Below are 19,460 nucleotides of genomic sequence, written 5' to 3' on the forward strand. Positions count from 1 at the left end.
CCAACTAAACTTCGAAAAAAAGCGCCGAGGCGCTGCGATGTGCGAATGGTGCTCGGGACAGCCATCGCGCACCATAGAGGAAATCCCCAGGCGCGGCCGGCATACGGCGAGCGTAAAGCGAAGCGCGCCGGGCACGGCAGCGCCCCGCGCGGGTTCGGATTCTCGACCCCATACGCTGCCAGCGCGGAAGTCAGCCGCCCTCGTCCGCGACGCACATCGCCAGAAACTGCTCGACCACCCGCGACGGCGCGCTCGCATGCGGCAGCAGAATCGACAGCCGCCGCGTCAGCGGCTGCGGACTCAGCGACATGAGCCGCAGCGCACCGTCCTCATGCCGCATCGACATCGCCGACACGAAACCGACACCCATCCCCGCCCGCACCGCCTCCTTCACCCCTTCGACCCCCGCGATTTCGAGCGCCACGCGCATCGGCACGCCCGCGCGTGCGAACTCGCGCTCGACCGTCTGCCGCACGCCCGAGCCTTCCTCGCGCAGCACCAGCGGATACGCGCCGAACGCGGCCAGCTCGATGCGCCCGCCATTGTCCGCCTGCGCGAGCGGATGCGAGCGCGGCATGATCGCGACGATCTCGTCCTCGCGCCACGCATGGACGACCGTGTCCGGCGGCAGATCGGCGCCGGCGGGACCCTCGATCATCGCGATGTCGACCGAGCCGAGCGCACCGACGATCTCGGCCGTGTTGCCGTTGGCGGTATGCACGGTCACGTGCGGATAGCGGCGATGGAATTCGGCGATCAGGTACGGCAGCAGGTAGCTCGCCGGCGTCGTGCTCGCGCCGATCCGCAAGGTGCCCTGTTCGAGACCGCGCAGCGCGTCGCGATAGGCATGCGCCTGCCGCCAGGTGTCGCGCAGCCGCGCCGCATAGGCGGCGAGCTGTTCGCCGGCTGGCGTCAGCCGCACCCCGCGGCCATCGCGCTGATACAGCGGCTCGCCGAACTCGTCCTGCAATTGCCTCAGCTGGCCGGATACCGCCGGCTGCGACAGATGCAGCGCCACCGCCGCCCGGCTGATGTTGCGATGCTCAGCGACGGCGGCGAACGTTATAAGTTGATCCGGGGTCATCTCGATTAAATATCCGTTGAGCCGATACTTCACATTCTAAATCACGATTTTTCATATCGATATATCTAATTTAGGATTAGCCCCATTGCTGCTTATGCAGTCCCACGCAAGTCCGTTACGAAACCACCGATCATGTCCACACCCACCGCCCCGCTCGCCGCCGCCTCCCCCGCGCTGTCCACCCGCGGCCAGCTCAACGGCATACTGTTCGTCGCGCTGTTCGCCGCCGCGGTCACGCGCATCGCGGCGATTCCGGCGATTGCCGGCCTTGGCCTGAGTCCGCTGATCGTCGGCATCGTCGCGGGGGCGATCTACGGCAACGCGCTGCGCGATAGCATGCCGGTCAGTTGGGCGGCCGGCGTGAATTTCTCGGCGCGCAAGCTGCTGCGCATCGCGGTCGCGTTCTTCGGCTTGCGTGTGAGCCTGCAGGAAATCGCCCAGGTGGGCCTGCCGGGTCTCGCGGAGTCGGTGCTGATCGTCGTCAGCACGCTCGTGATCGGCACCTGGGCCGGCATGAAAATCATGAAGCTCGATCGCGACACCGCGCTCCTGACGGCGGCCGGCAGCGCGATCTGCGGCGCGGCCGCGGTGCTCGCGTTCGAATCGACGCTGCAGTCGAAGCCGCACAAGAGCGCGATGGCGGTCGGCAGCGTCGTGCTGTTCGGCACGCTGTCGATGTTCCTCTACCCGGTGCTGTTCAACGCAGGCTGGCTGCATCTCGACACGGTCGGCGCCGGCCTGTTCTTCGGCGGCACGATCCACGAGGTCGCGCAGGTGGTCGGCGCGGCGAGCAACGTGAGCCCCGAAGCGACGCACATCGCGACGATCGTCAAGATGACCCGCGTGATGCTGCTCGTGCCGGTATTGCTGGTGGTCGGCCTGTGGGTGAACCGCGCGACGCGCGGCGCGAACGATGGCGGCACGGACGGCGCCGCCCCGCGCAAGCTGGCGATCCCCTGGTTCGCACTCGGCTTCCTCGCCTGCGTGGCGATCAACTCGCTGCATGTGCTGCCGGAAAGCGCCACCTCGACGCTGAACCTGTTCGACACCTTCGCGCTGACGATGGCGATGACCGCACTCGGCATGGAAACGCGCTTCTCGCAGATTCGCGAAGCGGGTCCGCGCGCGCTGACCACCGGCCTGATTCTGTATGTATGGCTGATCGCCGGCGGACTCGGCATCACATGGACCGTCCAGCACCTGTTCCACTAAGCCGTCGCGGGCTCTCCCGCCTTCCCCGACACCCCGCCGCGCGCGGGGTTTTGCGCTTTCTGGCGCACCATCCCGGCCGATCACACGGCATACTCGTTGCTGCGAACTTTGCCCCCCAACCCGCCCGTGCGCGACGTCCGATGGCAGCGGTGAAACCGCCTTGCCGCGACGCGTCCGGGCGACCGGAATGAGGATCGATCGATGAGCCTGGAACTGTACTACTGGGATGGCCTGCAAGGCCGCGGCGAATTCGTGCGGCTCGCGCTGGAGGAAGCCGGCGTCGACTATGTCGAAGTCGCGCGCGGCAAGCCTTCGAAGGGCCTTGGCACCAAAGCGATGATGGCGGTGATGCAAAGCCCCGACGAGCCGTATCCGCCGTTCGCGCCACCGTTTCTGAAAGACGGCGATCTGGTCATCGCGCAGACCGCCAACATCCTGTTCTATCTCGGCCCGCGGCTCAAGCTGGCGCCGGAGGTGGACAGCCTGCGCTATGTCGCGAACGGCCTGCAGCTGACGATCGCCGACGTCGTCACCGAAGCGCACGACACCCACCATCCGCTCGCGAGCGGCCTCTACTACGAGGAGCAGAAAGACGCGGCGAAGGTGCGCGCGCACGATTTCATCGACCATCGGATTCCGAAGTTCATGTCGTACTTCGAGCGCGTGCTCGCGCAGAATCCGGCCGGCGACAGCTTCATGGTCGGCGACACGCTGACCTATGTGGACCTGTCGATGTTCCAGCTGATCGACGGTCTGCTGTACGCGTTTCCGCGCGCGCTGAAGCGCTTCGGCGAGCACTATCCGCGGCTCGCCGCGCTGCACGACGCCGTGATCGCAAGACCGAACATCGCCGCGTATCTGGACTCGGACCGGCGCATCGGCCATAACGAAAGCTGCATCTTCCGGCACTATCCTGAACTCGACAAGGCGGCGACTTGAACCGCGCCGCCCGCCTCCGCCCGCTCGCCGCCGCGCGCCCGCCATTCGAGGCGGGCGCGCTGCTGTTGTGCCGCGGTTTTTTCAACCTTCCATCACGCCCCGTACCGACGACGTGCTTTCATTCCTGCTGAAGCTGCGCACCCGCGCCCAAAGCGTTTTCCGCCTCTCAGAAGCCCATACGGTGCTGGTCTGGGCCGTTGTGGTCGGCATTGCCGGCGCGTTGGCGACCATCTTGTTTCGCAAGGGCATCGAACTGCTGCAACTGGCGATTGCCGGCCGCTCCGGCAGCTTCGTCGACATGGCGCGCAGCCTACCGTGGACCATGCGCATCTGGCTGCCGGCCGCGGGTGGTCTCGTCGCCGGCATTTTCCTGCTGATTGCGCAGCGTCACGCCGACACGAAAACGCACACCGACTACATGGAAGCGGTCGCGATCGGCGACGGCGTCGTGCCGGTGCGCCTGAGCCTGTGGCGCAGCGTGTCGTCGCTGTTTACGATCGCGAGCGGCGGTTCGATCGGTCGTGAAGGTCCGATGGTGCAGCTCGCGGCGCTCGCCTCGTCGCTGATCGGCCGCTGGGTCCACTTCGATCCGCCGCGGCTGCGCCTGCTCGTCGCGTGCGGCGCGGCGGCCGGTATCACGTCCGCGTATAGCGCGCCGATCGCGGGCGCGTTTTTCGTCACCGAGATCGTGCTCGGCTCGATCGCGATGGAAAGCTTCGGGCCGGTGCTGGTCGCGGCGGTCGTCGCGAACATCACGATGCGCGAGTTCGCCGGCTACAAGCCGCCCTACGAGATGCCGGAGTTTCCGACCGTGACCGGTCCCGAGGTGCTGCTGTTCGTCGCGCTCGGCGCGCTGTGCGGCGCGGCCGCGCCGCAGTTTCTGCGGCTGCTCAACGCATCGAAGGCGGCCTTTCGCAAGCTGCCGGTGGCGTTGCCGGTGCGGCTCGCGCTCGGCGGTCTCGTGGTCGGCATCATTTCGGTCGCGGAGCCCGAGGTGTGGGGCAACGGCTACAGCGTCGTGAACTCGATCCTGCATTCGCCGTGGACATGGTCCGCGCTCCTGCTGGTGCTCGTCTGCAAGCTCGCGGCGACCGCGGCGACGGCCGGCTCCGGCGCGGTGGGCGGTGTGTTCACGCCGACGCTGTTCGTCGGCGCGGCGGTCGGCTCGCTGTTCGGCCAGGGCATGCACGCGTTGTGGCCGCATGCGACGTCGGCCGCTTACGCCTATGCGATGGTCGGCATGGGCGCATTCCTCGCGGGCGCGACCCAGGCGCCGCTGATGGCGATCCTGATGATCTTCGAGATGACGTTGAGCTATCAGGTCGTGCTGCCGCTGATGCTGTCGTGCGTGGTCGCGTATTTCATCGCTCGCGCGATCGGCAAGACCTCGATGTACGAGATCACGCTGCGCCGCAATCGCGAGGAGCAGGAGCGCTCGCGATTGCGCGCGACGCAGATGCGCGAGCTGATCCGCCCCGCGCAGACCGTCGTGCCGCCGAACGCGACCGTGCACGACATGACGCGCGTGTTCCTCGAGTATCCGGTCAAGTATCTGTACGTCGCGAACGACTCGGGCGCGTTTCTCGGCGTGGTCGCGCTGAAGGACATCACGTCCGATCTGCTCGAGCGGCGCGAAACGTCGATGAAAACCGCCGCCGATTATCTGCAGCCGCATTTCGACGTGCTGACGCCGGACATGTCGCTCGCCATCGCGCTACAGCACTTCATGGCGTTTCAGGGCGAGCGGCTGCCGGTGATCGAAAGCACCGCGCATCCGAAGCTCGCCGGCGTCGTCTACAAGACCTCGCTGCTCGATGCGTACTTCCGCATGAGTCCGTCGCGCTAGAGCTTTCGAAGGCTTCGCGGGGCGCGATGCAAAGCGCCGCGGATTCTCTACAATGGACAGACCCGCCGGCCCTTCACGCGGCCGGCACGCGTGAGCCCAGCTTGGGCGCAGCGACAGCGCCCGCCGTAGCGTCGGAGCGAAGATGAGCGAACCGTCCCCCGAGGCCGTACGCCGCGATCAGGCCGGCTGGATTTTCGTGCATATCGAAGGCGAGCCGTACGATCGCGGCGAGCAGCACGGCCAGTTGCTCGCCGACGAAATCAGAAACGCGATCCGCACCGCGCGCTATCTCGCCAAATGGGACACCGGGGAGGAGTTCGACACCTTCGTCAATGCCGCGACGAGCCAGTTCGCGAGCAAGCTCGACACCGAATTCGCCGATGAAATCCATGGCATCGCCGACGGCGCGAAGCTGCCGTTCGCCGAAGTGCTCGCGTGGAACGGCTACATGGATCTGCTGCAAAGCTGGTGGCCGACGCACGCCGCGCAGGCGCAGCCGCATCTGGGCGCGAAACTGTGGCGCGGCCGGCGCGGTCACCACTGCAGCGCGTTCATCGCGACCGGCAACGCGACGCGCGACGGCCGTATCGTGATGGCGCACAACTCGTGGGACCGCTACGCGGCCGGCGACGCGTTCAACGTCGTGTTCGACATCGTGCCCGACCGCGGCAACCGCATCCTGATGCAGGGCCTGCCGGGCTGCATCTCGAGCCTGACCGATTTCTGGGTCACGGCGGCCGGCCTGATGATCACCGAAACGACGATCTCGAACTTCGCGGGCTACAACGCGGCCGGTGCGCCCGAGTTCTATCGCTCGCGACGCGCGTCGCAATATGCGAACAGCATCAAGGAATGGTGCGACATGTTCTCGCTCGCGAACAACGGCGGCTACGCGAACAGTTGGCTGCTCGGCGACACGAAGACCGGCGAGATCGCGCGTTACGAACTCGGGCTGCACTATGCGGGCTTCGAGACCACCAAAGACGGTTTCTACAGCGGCTACAACACCGCGACGGATCTGAAGATCCGCAACCAGGAATGCATCGGCGAAGGCGAGGACTATACCGACGTGCGCAAGAACGGCGCGCGGCGTCTGCGTTTCATGCAGCTCGAGGAACTGCATCGCGGCAGCATCGACGTCGAGCTCGCGAAGCAGATGATCGCCGATCATCACGACGTCTATCTCGATCGCAACGACAACCCGTGCTCGCGCACGATCTGCGGGCATCTGGAGCTCGACGACGCGCGCTTCGGCGGCACCGATCACGGGCCGTTCAATCCGTGGGGCGCGAACGACGGCAAGGTGATCGACAGCGAAATGGCCCGCGAGATGGCCTTCACCGCGCGCTGGGGGCATCCGTGCGGCCGGCCGTTCGACGCACAGGCGTTCATGAAGCGGCATCCGCAGTGGAACTGGCTGAACGGCTATATGCGCGACCGGCCGTCGTGGCCGTGGACGCGCTTCGATGTGCTGCGCTAGCGCATGGCGGACGCGCGCGCCTGTTCGTGCGATGATCGAATCTACAATCCGGTTTTGTCGCAAATGTGCGCGCGTTGCAGTATTTGCCATCTAAGATGGTAAGGAGCCTGGGCCGCGCAGCGCCATGCCGTCCTCGGCTTGCACCGTCCTCTCGACGCGGGACGGCACAGGGTTTGCTCGATTGTCAGCGCCGCATGAGCTTTAGGAGGTCGGGCGATGAAAACCTCGACACTGTTAATCATGGTGACGCTGTCAGCCTCGTGCTTTGCCGCGCCGGTTCATACCGCCTCGGACAGCACGGATTCCATCACGCTCGCGCAACGCGCGAACGCCGCGCCGGTCGCGCCTCCGGCCCCAGACGTGTCGAGCACCGACGCCAGCCGTCCGCAGCACTGGGAGCATATTGCGCTGCCGAAGTCCCGACATCTGGACCGCAGCCTGACCGGGCAGAACGAGCATCTGACCACGTGAGGACCGCCGCAACGGCGGGCGGCGGCGCGGCTACGACGGCGCGCCTGCCCGGTTTGCGCCGGCTGTCATAACGTTGGGGTGGCGCGCGCGGGATTGCAACAGACTGCGAGAAACTCATCGCGGCGAGGCGCTGGCTTGTCGTGGCAGCAATAACGACGTGACTAACTTAAGCTCATTAGGAGCATGCGCATGACGGCCTCGGACATCCCCGGCGAATCGATCGATCTGCAGATCGCCGATCTTCTCAGCGAAGTCGAGTTCCCGACCAACAAGGACGCACTCGTCGACGCCGCGCGCGAAGCCGGCGCGAGCAACGAGGTGTTGGCGATGCTCGATGGTATGCCGGAGCAGGATTATGTCGACATCGAGTCGGTCACGCGCCTGATCGGCGGCAACTATGGCCCGGGCCTGGGGATCTGAGCCCGGATTCAACCTCGCCTCACCTCACACGTCAGAACTGCGACGACGCCGCGATCCGCGCGCGCGCCACCCGCGCCACACGGCGCGTCGTACGGCTGTTTTCGAGCGCGTCGTCGGCGATCTCGCGCGCCGTCGGAGCGTCGGACCCGCTCACCCCGGCCCCCACCCGCACCGGCGCCACGCTACGGGAATCCCGCGCCTGCGCGCTCTCCGGCTGGAAATGCTCGACCAGATGGTCGATGAACGTCCGCACCTTCGCCGGCAGATGCAGCCGGCTCGGATACGCAATCGTGATTTCGATGGGCGGCAGACTGAACGCGTCGAGCAGACGCACGAGCCGCCCCGCCGTCAGATCACGGCCGATCAGGTAGCTCGGCAGGATCGCCACCCCCATGCCGAGCAGCGCGAACTGCCGCAGCATCTCGGCGTTGTTCGCCGCGATCGCGTTGGTCGGCCGCACCCGCACTTCGCCGTCCGGCCCATTGAACAACCGCTCCTCGCCGCCCTGCTCGGCCGGCCTGCTCAGGCACGAATGTCTGAGCAGATCCTCGGGGCGCTTCGGCGTGCCGTGTTGCGCCAGGTACTCGGGCGTCGCGCAGACCGTCATGTAGCCGGTCGTCAACCGCCGCGTGACGATGCTCGCGCTGCGCATGTGCCGCGCAGCCAGGATGCCGACGTCGAAGCCCTCTTCGACCAGATCGACGTGGCGGTCGGCGAGCGTGACGTCGGGCACCACGTCGGGATAGCGCGCCGCGTACGACTGCACGACCGGCGCGAGACTGTGCAATCCGAACACGACCGGCGCGACGATGCGCAGCGTGCCGACCGGCTCGTGATTGCGCGCCACCACCATCTGCTCGACGCTTTCGAGATCGGCGAGGATGTGGCGTACGCGCTCCAGATAGGTCGCGCCGGATTCGGTCAGCGAAAGACGGCGGGTGGTGCGGTTCAGCAGTCGCGTGCCGAGCCGCGCTTCGAGATCCGCGACGTGCCGCGTGACGACCGCGGTGGACAGATCCAGCGCGCCCGACGCGCCGACGAAACTGCCGAGGTCCGCCACCTTGACGAACACGCGCATCGACTGCAGTTGATTCATGGGACCACTCCTGCCTCGGTAAAGCCGGGCCGGCGCAACCGTTGCCGCCTGTGTCGACCCGCGCCGCATGGGCGCGCACGGGTCCGCCCAACGCAACCGATTCTAGCGATAGGACATGTCCCAACCCTGACCCAGACATGACATTCCGGTCAGATTCGGCGCGGCGTGTCAATCGCGCCACTATTACGGCGTCTATCGTGGATTTTAGCTAGGTATAAACCCTAGCTTGCTGGTAACATGGCGGCCAAAGAAAGTTACCGCTACACCGCCATGCCACATCGTTTTCGTCTGCTGGAAAAGATCGCGTTTTCGCTGGTTTGCTGGTCGGCCGCCGCGGGCTCGGCCTATATCGGTTACGAGCGCTGCCCCGATATCAAGGTTGCCCTGCACGCCGGGGAAAAATTCCTCGACGCCAGCGGCCAGTACGCGTTCGCGTGCGCGGCGCCCGCCGCCGAGGCCTGCGCGCGACTGCCGGTCGAATGATTTTTCCGCCTTGAACCGTATCTGATGCGCGATCCCTCCGGGTCGCGCATCCGCGCCTCCAGGCTCAACGCCTACCGTTACGCATCGCGCCCGAACACCACGCGCGAGAAAAACCCCGCCAGCACCGTTTCGGCCATCTCCGCCGGGACATTCTGCGGATCGACCGTGTAGAAGAACTGCACGCCGTCGCACAAACCCATCAGGCCGATCGCGAGTTGCTCGGGCGGCATCGACATCGGCGTGCCCACGCGCTCCGAGAACTCGCGCACATAGGCGCTCAACTGTTCGATCTTTTCGTGCATGAACGCGTTGAAGCGCAGCCGGAAACGGCCGTCGCGCACCGCCAGTAGCTTCGCCTCGACCCACAGCAGAAAACACTTGTTCTCGCGATGCAGCGAGCTGTAGTAGCGCAGCACGCGCGCCTCCATCTCCTCGCGCGACGCCGCGCTTTCAAAGATCGCATGCAGGCCCGCCTGCATCGCTTCGTGATCGCGCCGCAATAACTCCAGAAAGAGCTCGGTCTTGCTGCGGAAGTTCGAATAGAACGCGCCGCGCGTATAGCCGGCCGCCGCCGCGATGTCCTCGACACTCGCCGCGACGAAGCCCTTCTTCATGAAAATTGCCTGCGCGGCATCGAGCAGCCGCTCCCGCGTCTGGTCCTTGCTCTGCTCTCTTGTCAGTCTTTGACGTTTCATGGCCGCAAGCCTAGCACCCAAAAGAATTCAAATCCATCTATGCATTCAGATACATGAGTGTATTAGAATGCGCTTCGTCATTCAAAGCCATTCCTGTATGCCATTAGCATGACGCGGCATGCGGGTCTTCGCTGGCGGGCCGCGCGGCTTGCCGTGTTCGTTCGCTGTCTCCAGTTGGGGTAATTGTGAAGCGTCCCGGTTTTCCCGCATCGTCAGCGATGCGCCAGCAGTCTCCCCCATCCTCTCACCGCGGTTTCTCCAGGCAGACCTGCGCGCTGGCCCTGGCAGGCGTGCTCGCGCTCGCGGCCTGCTCGAAGAAGGAAGCCGCGGCGCCCGCGCCGCGCCCGGTGGTCGCGCTCGCCGTGCATGCGGACGGCCACGCGCTGCAGGCGGCGTCGCTGCCCGGCGAAGTGCAGGCGCGCTATTCGACGCCGCTGTCGTTCCGCGTCGCCGGCAAGATCATCGAGCGGCGGGTACGGCTCGGCGACACGGTGAAAAGCGGCGAAGTCGTCGCGCTGCTCGACCCCGCCGATGCGCAGAAAAACGCCGCGAGCACGCAGGCGCAGCTCGACGCCGCGCAGCACAACCTCGTCTACGCGCAGCAGCAGCTCGAACGCGACAGGGCGCAGGCCAAAGAAAACCTGATCGCGCCCGCGCAGCTCGAACAGACCACCAACGCCTACGCGTCCGCGCTCGCGCAGCGCGATCAGGCGCAGCAGCAGGCGGCACTCGCGAAGAACCAGCTGCAGTACACGACGCTCGTCGCCGGTCATGCGGGCGTCATCACGGCTGAACAGGCGGACACGGGCCAGAACGTGTCGGCGGGTCAGGCCGTCTACAACCTCGCGTGGAGCGGCGACGTCGACGTGCTGTGCGACGTGCCCGAAAGCGCGCTCGCCGCATTCGCGGTCGGCCAGAACGCAAGCGTCACGCTCGCCGCGTTGCCGGGCCGCAAGCTCGGCGCACGCGTGCGCGAGCTGTCGCCGGCCGCCGATCCGCAGAGCCGCACCTGGCGCGCGCGTCTGACCCTGCTCGATGCCGGCGCCGACGTGCGCCTCGGCATGACCGCCGACGTCACGCCGGCCGTGCCGCTCGCCGCGGCGGCCGCGCAGCACGGCGTGTTCACGCTGCCGGTCACCGCGCTGTTTCACGAGGGGCGCGAACCGGCCGTGTGGGTCGTGCGCGCCGCGGACAACACGCTCGAGCTGCGTCGCGTGGCCGTCACGCGCTACTACGAGCGCACGTTCGTCGTCAGCGATGGCCTGAAAGATGGCGAAAGCGTCGTGCTGCAAGGCGTGCACACCGTGAGCGCCGGCCAGAAAGTCCGCGCGATCGCGCCGCTGCATCCCGAGGACTTCGCTTCATGAGCACGTCGCACGAAGAAGGACGCTTCAATCTGTCCGCGTGGGCGCTGCGTCATCAGGCGCTGGTCGTATTCCTGATCGCGCTCGCCACCGCGTTCGGCATCCTCGCCTACACGCGGCTCGCGCAGTCGGAAGACCCGCCCTTCACGTTCCGCGTGATGGTGATCCGCACGTACTGGCCGGGTGCCACCGCGCGCCAGGTGCAGGAGCAGTTGACCGATCGCATCGGCCGCAAGCTGCAGGAAACGCCGTACATCGATTTCGTGCGCAGCTACTCGCGTCCCGGCGAATCGCTGATCTTCTTCACGATGAAGGACTCGGCGCCGGTGAGCCAGGTGCCCGAGACGTGGTACCAGGTGCGCAAGAAAGTCGGCGACATCGCGTCGAGCTTGCCGCCGGGCATCCAGGGCCCGTTCTTCAACGACGAATTCGGCGACGTCTACACCAACATCTACACGCTCGAAGGCGACGGCTTTTCCGCCGCGCAACTGCACGATTACGCGGACCAGCTACGCTCGGTGCTGGTGCGCGTGCCGGGCGTCGGCAAGGTCGACTATTTCGGCGATCCCGATCAGCACATCTACATCGAGATCGCGAACACGCAGTTGACGCGTCTCGGCATCTCGCCACAACAGCTCGGGCAGGCGATCAACGCGCAGAACACGATCGCTCCCGCGGGTACGCTGACCACCACGGACGACCGCGTGTTCTTGCGCCCGAGCGGCCAGTTCAACGACGTGCGCGCGCTCGCCGACACGCTGATCCGCATCAACAACCGCACGTTGCGTCTCGGCGACATCGCGACGATCAAGCGCGGCTACGACGACCCGGTCGTCACGCAGATGCGCTTCGGCGGCAAACCCGTGCTCGGTATCGGCGTGACGATGCAGCCGGGCGGCGACGTGATCCGCCTCGGCCGCGCGCTCGATCAGCAGATGACCCAACTGCGCGCCGCGCTGCCCGCCGGATTGAATCTCGTCGAAGTATCGAGCATGCCGCACGCGGTCGCGCGCTCGGTCGACGACTTCCTCGAAGCGGTCGCCGAAGCGGTCGGGATCGTGCTGGTCGTGAGCCTCGTGTCGCTCGGCGTGCGCACCGGCATGGTGGTCGTGATCTCGATTCCGGTGGTGCTCGCGGTCACCGCGCTGTGCATGTACCTGTTCGATATCGGCCTGCACAAGGTATCGCTCGGCACACTCGTGCTCGCGCTCGGCCTGCTCGTCGACGATGCGATCATCGCGGTCGAAATGATGTCGGTGAAGCTCGAGCAAGGCTGGAACCGCACGCGCGCCGCGGCCTTCGCGTACTCCAGCACCGCGTTTCCGATGCTGACCGGCACGCTCGTCACCGTATCCGGCTTCCTGCCGATCGCGCTCGCGAAGTCGAGCACCGGCGAGTACACGCGCTCGATCTTCGAGGTGTCGGCGATCGCGCTGATCGCGTCGTGGCTCGCGGCGGTCGTGCTGATTCCGCTGCTCGGCTATCACATGCTGCCCGAGCGCAAGCGCCATGCGCACGAGCCTGACGATCACGAACATGACATCTACGACACGCGCTTCTACACGCGCTTGCGCGGCTGGATCGGCTGGTGCATCGAGCGGCGCTTCGTCGTGCTCGCGATCACCGTGCTGCTGTTCGTGCTCGCGATGGCCGGCTTCTCGCTCGTGCCGCAGCAGTTCTTCCCGAGCTCGGACCGGCCGGAGTTGCTGGTCGATGTGCGGCTGCCCGAAGGCGCGTCGTTCGATGCAACGCTGCGCCAGGCGCAGCGCCTCGAACAGGTTCTCAAAGGGCGGCCTGAAATCGATCACTCAGTCAGCTTCGTCGGCACCGGCGCGCCGCGTTTCTATCTGCCGCTCGATCAGCAATTGCAGCAGCCGAACTTCGCACAGTTCGTGATCACCGCGAAGTCGGTCAAGGATCGCGAGAAGCTCGCGCAGTGGCTCGAACCGGAGTTGCTCAACAACTTCCCGGCGATCCGCACGCGCCTGTCGCGCCTCGAGAACGGGCCGCCGGTCGGCTATCCGGTGCAGTTCCGCGTGAGCGGCGACGACATCGCGACCGTGCGCTCGATCGCCGAACGCGTGGCCGCGACGATGCGCGCCAATCGCGGCACGCGCAACGTGCAGTTCGACTGGGACGAACCCGCCGAGCGCTCGGTGCGCTTCGAGATCGACCAGAAGCGCGCGCGCGAACTCGGCGTGACGTCCGAAGACATCGCCAGCTTCCTCGCGATGACGATGTCCGGCTACACGGTCACGCAGTATCGGGAGCGCGACAAGCTGATCAGCGTCGATCTGCGCGCGCCGCGCGCCGAACGCGTCGACCCGTCGCGGCTGACCGCGCTCGCGATGCCGACGCCCAACGGCCCGGTGCCGCTCGGCACGCTCGGACATCTGCGCAACGACCTCGAATACGGCGTGATCTGGGAACGCGACCGTCAGCCGACCATCACCGTGCAGTCGGACGTGGCGGCCGGCGCGCAAGGCATCGACGTCACGCACGCGGTGGACCGCGCGCTCGCGCCGATCCGCGCGACGCTGCCGGTCGGCTACCGGATCGAGATCGGCGGCTCGGTCGAGGAAAGCGCCAAGGGTCAAACCTCGATCAACGCGCAGATTCCGATCATGGTGATCGCGGTGCTCACGCTGCTGATGATCCAGCTGCAAAGCTTCGCGCGCGTGCTGATGGTCGTGCTGACCGCGCCGCTCGGCCTGATCGGCGTCGTGCTCACCTTGCTGCTGTTCGGCCAGCCGTTCGGTTTCGTCGCGATGCTCGGCGTGATCGCGATGTTCGGCATCATCATGCGCAACTCGGTGATTCTCGTCGATCAGATCGAGCAGGACATTGCGTCGGGGCACAAGCGCTTCGATGCGATCGTCGGCGCGACCGTGCGGCGGTTCCGGCCGATCACGCTGACCGCCGCGGCCGCCGTGCTCGCGCTGATCCCGCTGCTGCGCTCGAACTTCTTCGGGCCGATGGCGACCGCGCTGATGGGCGGCATCACGAGCGCGACGATCCTCACGCTGTTCTATCTGCCCGCGTTGTACGCCGCGTCGTTCCGCGTACGCGCCGACGAGCGCGAGCCGCAGACGCCGTCCGGTGCCGGCGCCACGCACACGGGTAACTGAGCATGAGCACGAGGATGACTACTCCCGCCCTATCCCGCCACCGCCGCGCGCGCTTCGACGCGCTGGCCCGTACCACGCTTGCCACCAGCATCGCCGGCATCACCTGCATGCTCGGCGCTTGCTCGTTCGGACCGAACGGCGATGCGCCCGCGATGCCGCAGCCCGCGCACTACGGTGCCGAGCCGCCACCGACGCAAACCGTGACTGCGCAGGGCGTCTCGCAGCAGTTCGTGACCGGCGCGCAGCCGGTGCCCGAATGGTGGAAGCTGTACCGCTCGGATGCGCTGAACGCGCTCGTCGACGAAGGCCTGCGCAATAGTCCGACGCTCGACGCGACCGACCGCAGTCTCGCGGCCGCGCGCGAGCAATTGCGCGCGCAGGTCGGCAGCTCGCTGCTGCCGACCATCGACGCCGGCGGCCAGGCCACCCGCAATCGCGCGCTCGCGATCCCCGAGATCGGACCGAACACGTTTCTGTACAACGTGTTCGTCGGCCAGTTGCAGGCGCACTACACGTTCGATCTGTTCGGCGCCGCGCGGCTCGCGAACGCGGCGCTCGCCGCGCGCGTGAACGTGCAGGTCTACCAGCTCGAGGCGGCGCGGCGCGCGCTCGCCGCGAACATCGTGACCGCGACGATCACGAGCGCCGCGCTGCATGCTCAGGTCGATACGACCGAGCGGCTCGTGGTCCTCGCCAACGATCAGGCGCGCGATACCGAGCGGCGCTTCGCGCTCGGTGCGGTATCGCATGCCGATCTGCTGAACGCGCAGCAGAGCGCGGCGAGCGTGTCGGCGAGTCTGCCGGCGCTGAAGCAACAGTGGCTCACTACGCGTCACGCGCTCGCGGTGCTGCTTGGCCGCACACCCGATGCCGCGCCCGACGACATCGATCTCGCGCAGTTGCATGTGCCGGAGCAGGTGCCGGTGGTGGTGCCGTCGGAGCTGCTGCGCACGCGGCCTGACATCGAGGCCGCCGACGCCGCGCTGAAGGCCGCTGCGACCGATGTGGGCGTCGCCACCGCGCAGATGTTCCCGAGTCTGTCGCTGTCGGCATCGATGGGACAAGGCGGGTTTAGCTGGCCGGTCGCGATGTCCGGTGCGGGGGCCATCTGGAGCATCGGCGCGTCGCTGTCGCAACCGCTGTTTCACGGCGGCGCGCTGCTCGCGCAGCGCCGCGCGGCGCAGCACACGTATGAAGCGAGCGTGTCGCAGTACAAACAGACTGTGCTGGCCGCGTTTCAGAACGTCGCCGACACGCTCGCCTCACTCGAGCACGACGCGCAGTCGCTCGACGCCGCGAACGTTGCCGCGCGTTCGGCACAGGGTGTGTTCAACGAGACCTCGGCGCGCTATCGGCTCGGCGCGTTGCCCGTCGCCGCGACGCGTTCGAGCGAGCAGCAATGGCGCAACGCGCAGCTCGATGAGATCCGCTATATGAGCGCGCGGCTGACGGATACGGCCGCGCTGTTTCAGGCGATGGGGAATCCGCCGGTTGATCAGGCAGGCGCATCATCGGCTGCGGCGACTTCGGCTTCTGCGCCTGCATCGGTTGGGACGACGAACACGGTGACATCCAACTAAGTCTCGGATTCCGTACGGAACGCGGCGCACTTATCCCCAGTTCGTGTTGATGAACCTGTTGAAAACTGTCTGAACAACGGGCTAACGCATTGAACCTAATACGATTTGTTTGTACGGTGCGAAACGAATCAGAAGCAAGCCACAGTACACGTGCTCTGCAGCGCCTCAACGGTGTTTATCGATCACTGAATCGTGCTATCAGATCGATGCATGCTTGAGGCGCGAAAGAACTTGCGCACTCGTGCGAGCTTTTGAACTCGGGCTCAAGACGAGCAAGCGCCTCAGATAGCCACTGCGACCGTTGCGCTTCGAAAGGCAAACGATCGGTCTCTGATCGAATGACGACGAAGATTCTCCTTCGCTCTATCCCTGAGCGATAAGGGTCTCGTCGTGACAAATCAGCAAGGCGAGCAACACATTGCCTGGGAAGATATTTGCGAAATCGTCGCTACGCGGTCAGAACAATCGATTCGAAATTCGATCGTATTGCTCGTCCGGCTAGACGATGGCCGTACCATGACCGTGCCGGAAGGCGATTCAGCCTGGCATGATCTGACCATGAAGTTATCGGAACATCTTGCCGGCGCGAAACGCTACGAGGAGTGGGCACTTCAGTCCGCTTTTTCCGACGATGTGCCTCGCGTCGAGGTGTTTCGCCGCTGACATGACGGTATGCGGCGAGAGTGGGCCGGTGCCCGTATCGCTTAAGAATCCGTGGCCCACCGCGCACCCGCCATCCGAGACATCAAGGCTTGTTCGACTCGAACAGATCCATAATCTGCTTCTTCTCGGTCGTCGACACGCTCGGCGGCGGCACCACCGGCGGCGTCATGCCCGCCGGGCCGACCCCGCCCACCGCATCGGTCGCGCCGGCCATCGGATTGCCCGAATCGAGACCGATGCTCGCGACGAAGCCTTGCCCCGGCAACTTGTCGGTAAAGAACAGCTCGCCGTTCATCACCGTCACACCGTCGGGTTGCTGCGGCTCGGCCTGTGGCACACCGCGCAGCGCGCGCTGCATGTACTCGACCCAGATCGGCAGCGCGAGCTGCGCGCCGAATTCGCGGCTGCCGAGACTCTTCGGCTGGTCGTAGCCCATCCACGCGACCGCCACCAGCGACTGCTGATAGCCGGCGAACCAGCCGTCCTTCGCGTCGTTGGTCGTACCGGTCTTGCCCTGCAGGTCCGAGCGCTTCAACACGTTGGTGCCCGCGCCCGTACCCGCGGTCGCCACCGAGTGCAACAGGCTGTTCATGATGTATGCGTTACGCGGCTCGAGCGTGCGCGGCGCGTCGTGCCCAGCGACGAGCGGCTGCGCGCGCGAGATCGCCACGCCACGCGCGTCAGTCACTTCGTTGATCAGATACGGATTGATCCGGTAGCCGCCGTTCGCGAACACCGAGTACGCGCCCGCCGACTGCAGCGGCGTGACGAGGCCCGCGCCCAGCGCCATCGGCAGGTACGGCGGGGTCTTGTCGGCGTCGAAGCCAAAGCGCTGCGTAACGAAGTCCTGCGCGTATTTGGTGCCGATGAACGACAGGATGCGGATCGACACGAGGTTCTTCGACTTCTGCAGCGCGAGGCGCATCGACATCGGACCATCAGGCTGGTCGTCGTCCTTCGGCTCCCACGCGTCGCCGCCCGGCGTGCTCGGCGGGAAGTACAGCGGCGCGTCGTTGATGATCGTCGCCGGTGCGAGCCCCTTGTCGAGCGCCGCCGAATAGATGAACGGCTTGAAGCTCGAACCCGGCTGCCGCCATGCTTGCGTTACATGGTTGAACTTGTTCTTGTTGAAGTCGAAACCGCCGATCAGCGCGCGGATCGCGCCGTCCTGCGGCGTCAGCGACACGAGCGCGCCCTCGACCTGCGGCAGCTGCGTGATCTGCCAGTTGCCCTTGTCGTCGGCGACGAGGCGCACGATCGAACCCGGCTTGATGCGCAGCGTCGCGTTCGCGCGCGGGCTCAGCGCCGCGGCGACGAAGCGCAGGCCGTCGCCCGACACCGTCACCTGGGTGCCGTCGACCAGTTGCGCGGCCACCTGCTTCGGGCTCGCGTCCGTCACCACGCCGGCGATGATCTCGCCGTTGTCCGGGTGATCGGTCAGCGCGTCGTCGATCGTCTGGTCGCGGTCGTCGCCCGCCTCGGGCAACTGCACGAAGCCTTCCGGTCCGCGATAGCCGTGGCGCCGCTCGTAGTCCATCACGCCCTTGCGCACCGCGCGATACGCGGCGTCCTGATCGGCGGAATCGATCGTGGTGGTCACGTTCAGGCCGCGCGTATAGGTTTCGTCCTTGTACTGCGCGTACATCATCTGCCGCACCATTTCGGCGACGTACTCGGCGTGCACGCTGTACTCGTTGCCCGGATTCTTCGTGTGAATCTCTTCCTTCACGGCCTGGTCGTACTGCTGCTGCGTGATGTAGTTCAGCTCGAGCATGCGTCGCAGGATGTACTCCTGACGGATCTTCGCGCGCTTCGGATTGACGACCGGGTTATACGCGGACGGCGCCTTCGGCAGACCCGCGAGCATCGCGGCCTGCGCCAGCGTGAGGTCCTTCAGGTCCTTGCCGAAGTACACGCGCGCGGCCGCGGCGAAGCCGTACGCGCGCTCGCCCAGATAGATCTGGTTCATGTACAGCTCGAGGATCTGGTCTTTCGTCAACGCGCGCTCGATCTTGTACGCGAGCAGCATCTCGTAGATCTTGCGCGTGTACGTCTTCTCGCTGGAGAGGAAGAAGTTGCGCGCGACCTGCATCGTGATCGTGCTCGCGCCCTGCGACGCGCCGCCATGCGCAAGGTCGGCGAAACCGGCGCGCAGGATGCCGACGAAGTCGACGCCGCCGTGTTCGTAAAAGCGGTAGTCCTCGATCGCGAGCACCGCTTTTTTCATCTGGTCGGGGATGTCCTGGAAGCGCACGAGGCTGCGCCGCTCCTCGCCGAATTCGCCGATCAGCACGTGATCGGCGGTGTAGACGCGCAGCGGCACTTTCGGGCGATAGTCGGTCAGCGCGTCGAGCGACGGCAATTGCGGCCCCATCACGACGAGCGCATAGCCGACGATCAGCGCCCCGACCACGACGACGGTCGCGATCAGGCCGAAGAACCACAGCACGAGCGACGCGCCGATCGAACGACGGCCGCGCTCGGGCTCGCGCGAGGCGGCATTGCGTCCGGGGGTGCGTTGGCGGGAGTCCCGGTCTTCACCGGCCGGAGAGTTCGAGGAATGCGGTCGTTTGATGATTGGCATGACTGGAATAATGGGCCCGCAACTGCGCGCCTGTCTGCACGCGCTCGCGGCGCGCGCATGGGTCGTGTTCGACATCCTGGCCGGGACGTACGCCGCCCTGCGGACCTTGCCCCCGGCCGGCCGCACGGCACGCCTCGGACCATGTCCGGCGCAACGTAACAGCGCATTTTAAAGAAATCGGCAGCGGTCCAAGGCAGTTTTTTTGTAAGAATTCCCTTTGCCGGCCGCCTTTTCCTAGTAAGGGTCTGTAATTTCGCGCAGCGCGCGACGCGCAGCTTATGCGGGGTTATCAACATTTTCTGTTGAAAGGGCTGTGGACAAACCGGCCGCAAACACTACAACTCGTTGATGTCACGGGATTTTCGCACCGCGCTTGTTCCGTGGCGGCGCAACTCGTCATATGATGAACCCCGCG

General features: G+C 66.0%; 15 protein-coding genes. 11 read left to right on the forward strand and 4 right to left on the reverse strand.

The window, feature by feature from the left end:
- Positions 1-190: 190 nt before the first annotated feature.
- Entirely contained in the window at positions 191-1,084 is an 894-nt protein-coding gene (locus OKW27_RS20745) for a LysR family transcriptional regulator (protein WP_429334727.1), read from the reverse strand.
- A gap of 132 nt (positions 1,085-1,216) precedes the next feature.
- Between OKW27_RS20745 and OKW27_RS20750 the strand changes: the two genes are divergently transcribed.
- From OKW27_RS20750 to OKW27_RS20775, 6 genes are all read left to right on the forward strand, one after another.
- On the forward strand, positions 1,217-2,296 hold the full coding sequence (locus OKW27_RS20750; protein WP_429334728.1) for a YeiH family protein: 1,080 nt from the start codon (positions 1,217-1,219) through the stop codon (positions 2,294-2,296).
- A gap of 201 nt (positions 2,297-2,497) precedes the next feature.
- Positions 2,498-3,235 carry a glutathione S-transferase gene (locus OKW27_RS20755; RefSeq protein WP_090805317.1) on the forward strand — a complete coding sequence of 246 codons (738 nt, stop codon included), beginning with the start codon at positions 2,498-2,500 and terminating at the stop codon, positions 3,233-3,235.
- Positions 3,236-3,347: 112 nt separating this feature from the next.
- Positions 3,348-5,081 (forward strand): ClcB-like voltage-gated chloride channel protein, encoded by a 1,734-nt coding sequence (locus OKW27_RS20760; protein ID WP_429334729.1) that lies wholly within the window; start codon positions 3,348-3,350, stop codon positions 5,079-5,081.
- Positions 5,082-5,223: 142 nt separating this feature from the next.
- Entirely contained in the window at positions 5,224-6,561 is a 1,338-nt protein-coding gene (locus OKW27_RS20765; protein ID WP_090805319.1) for a C45 family autoproteolytic acyltransferase/hydolase, read from the forward strand.
- A 216-nt stretch (positions 6,562-6,777) separates the two neighbouring features.
- Positions 6,778-7,032 carry a hypothetical protein gene (locus OKW27_RS20770; RefSeq protein ID WP_090805320.1) on the forward strand — a complete coding sequence of 85 codons (255 nt, stop codon included), beginning with the start codon at positions 6,778-6,780 and terminating at the stop codon, positions 7,030-7,032.
- A 189-nt stretch (positions 7,033-7,221) separates the two neighbouring features.
- A complete protein-coding gene (locus OKW27_RS20775; protein ID WP_184003893.1) occupies positions 7,222-7,452 on the forward strand; it encodes a DUF2795 domain-containing protein in 231 nt (76 codons plus the stop codon).
- A gap of 31 nt (positions 7,453-7,483) precedes the next feature.
- On the opposite strand, the gene OKW27_RS20780 is transcribed toward OKW27_RS20775, so the two are convergent.
- The gene (locus OKW27_RS20780; RefSeq protein ID WP_429334730.1) at positions 7,484-8,548 is read right to left on the reverse strand and encodes a LysR family transcriptional regulator; all 1,065 of its coding nucleotides are present in this window, start codon (positions 8,546-8,548) and stop codon (positions 7,484-7,486) included.
- 270 nt (positions 8,549-8,818) lie between these two features.
- Between OKW27_RS20780 and OKW27_RS20785 the strand changes: the two genes are divergently transcribed.
- Positions 8,819-9,031 carry a hypothetical protein gene (locus tag OKW27_RS20785; protein WP_090805832.1) on the forward strand — a complete coding sequence of 71 codons (213 nt, stop codon included), beginning with the start codon at positions 8,819-8,821 and terminating at the stop codon, positions 9,029-9,031.
- 77 nt (positions 9,032-9,108) lie between these two features.
- Here the strand turns inward: OKW27_RS20785 and OKW27_RS20790 are convergent, their stop codons facing one another.
- Complete coding sequence (locus tag OKW27_RS20790) at positions 9,109-9,726, reverse strand: TetR/AcrR family transcriptional regulator (RefSeq protein ID WP_090805323.1); 618 nt, start codon at positions 9,724-9,726, stop codon at positions 9,109-9,111.
- A 218-nt stretch (positions 9,727-9,944) separates the two neighbouring features.
- On the opposite strand from OKW27_RS20790, the gene OKW27_RS20795 reads away from it, so the two are divergent.
- The 4 genes from OKW27_RS20795 (at position 9,945) to OKW27_RS20810 (ending at position 16,461) form a co-directional block, all read left to right on the forward strand.
- Positions 9,945-11,093, forward strand: a complete 1,149-nt coding sequence (locus tag OKW27_RS20795) for an efflux RND transporter periplasmic adaptor subunit (protein ID WP_429334731.1) — start codon at positions 9,945-9,947, stop codon at positions 11,091-11,093.
- A complete protein-coding gene (locus OKW27_RS20800; RefSeq protein ID WP_429334732.1) occupies positions 11,090-14,218 on the forward strand; it encodes an efflux RND transporter permease subunit in 3,129 nt (1,042 codons plus the stop codon). Before OKW27_RS20795 ends, OKW27_RS20800 begins: the two co-directional genes overlap by 4 nt.
- Before the next feature lie 14 nt (positions 14,219-14,232).
- Entirely contained in the window at positions 14,233-15,798 is a 1,566-nt protein-coding gene (locus OKW27_RS20805) for an efflux transporter outer membrane subunit (protein WP_429334733.1), read from the forward strand.
- A 390-nt stretch (positions 15,799-16,188) separates the two neighbouring features.
- A complete protein-coding gene (locus OKW27_RS20810; protein ID WP_429334734.1) occupies positions 16,189-16,461 on the forward strand; it encodes a hypothetical protein in 273 nt (90 codons plus the stop codon).
- 82 nt (positions 16,462-16,543) lie between these two features.
- On the opposite strand, the gene OKW27_RS20815 is transcribed toward OKW27_RS20810, so the two are convergent.
- A complete protein-coding gene (locus OKW27_RS20815) occupies positions 16,544-19,045 on the reverse strand; it encodes a penicillin-binding protein 1A (RefSeq protein ID WP_429334735.1) in 2,502 nt (833 codons plus the stop codon).
- Positions 19,046-19,460: the final 415 nt, after the last annotated feature.

Origin of the sequence: Paraburkholderia sp. 35.1, from assembly GCF_050436525.1 — a bacterium.
In the GTDB taxonomy this organism is placed as follows: domain Bacteria; phylum Pseudomonadota; class Gammaproteobacteria; order Burkholderiales; family Burkholderiaceae; genus Paraburkholderia; species Paraburkholderia tuberum.

What these genes read in the sequence shown, in the direction of transcription:
- OKW27_RS20745 (WP_429334727.1), bottom strand. Translation starts at nt 1,084, where the DNA reads ATGACCCCGGATCAACTTATAACGTTCGCCGCCGTCGCTGAGCATCGC.
- OKW27_RS20750 (WP_429334728.1), top strand. Translation starts at nt 1,217, where the DNA reads ATGTCCACACCCACCGCCCCGCTCGCCGCCGCCTCCCCCGCGCTGTCC.
- OKW27_RS20755 (WP_090805317.1), top strand. Translation starts at nt 2,498, where the DNA reads ATGAGCCTGGAACTGTACTACTGGGATGGCCTGCAAGGCCGCGGCGAA.
- OKW27_RS20765 (WP_090805319.1), top strand. Translation starts at nt 5,224, where the DNA reads ATGAGCGAACCGTCCCCCGAGGCCGTACGCCGCGATCAGGCCGGCTGG.
- OKW27_RS20770 (WP_090805320.1), top strand. Translation starts at nt 6,778, where the DNA reads ATGAAAACCTCGACACTGTTAATCATGGTGACGCTGTCAGCCTCGTGC.
- OKW27_RS20775 (WP_184003893.1), top strand. Translation starts at nt 7,222, where the DNA reads ATGACGGCCTCGGACATCCCCGGCGAATCGATCGATCTGCAGATCGCC.
- OKW27_RS20780 (WP_429334730.1), bottom strand. Translation starts at nt 8,548, where the DNA reads ATGAATCAACTGCAGTCGATGCGCGTGTTCGTCAAGGTGGCGGACCTC.
- OKW27_RS20785 (WP_090805832.1), top strand. Translation starts at nt 8,819, where the DNA reads ATGCCACATCGTTTTCGTCTGCTGGAAAAGATCGCGTTTTCGCTGGTT.
- OKW27_RS20790 (WP_090805323.1), bottom strand. Translation starts at nt 9,726, where the DNA reads ATGAAACGTCAAAGACTGACAAGAGAGCAGAGCAAGGACCAGACGCGG.
- OKW27_RS20795 (WP_429334731.1), top strand. Translation starts at nt 9,945, where the DNA reads ATGCGCCAGCAGTCTCCCCCATCCTCTCACCGCGGTTTCTCCAGGCAG.
- OKW27_RS20800 (WP_429334732.1), top strand. Translation starts at nt 11,090, where the DNA reads ATGAGCACGTCGCACGAAGAAGGACGCTTCAATCTGTCCGCGTGGGCG.
- OKW27_RS20805 (WP_429334733.1), top strand. Translation starts at nt 14,233, where the DNA reads ATGACTACTCCCGCCCTATCCCGCCACCGCCGCGCGCGCTTCGACGCG.
- OKW27_RS20815 (WP_429334735.1), bottom strand. Translation starts at nt 19,045, where the DNA reads ATGCCAATCATCAAACGACCGCATTCCTCGAACTCTCCGGCCGGTGAA.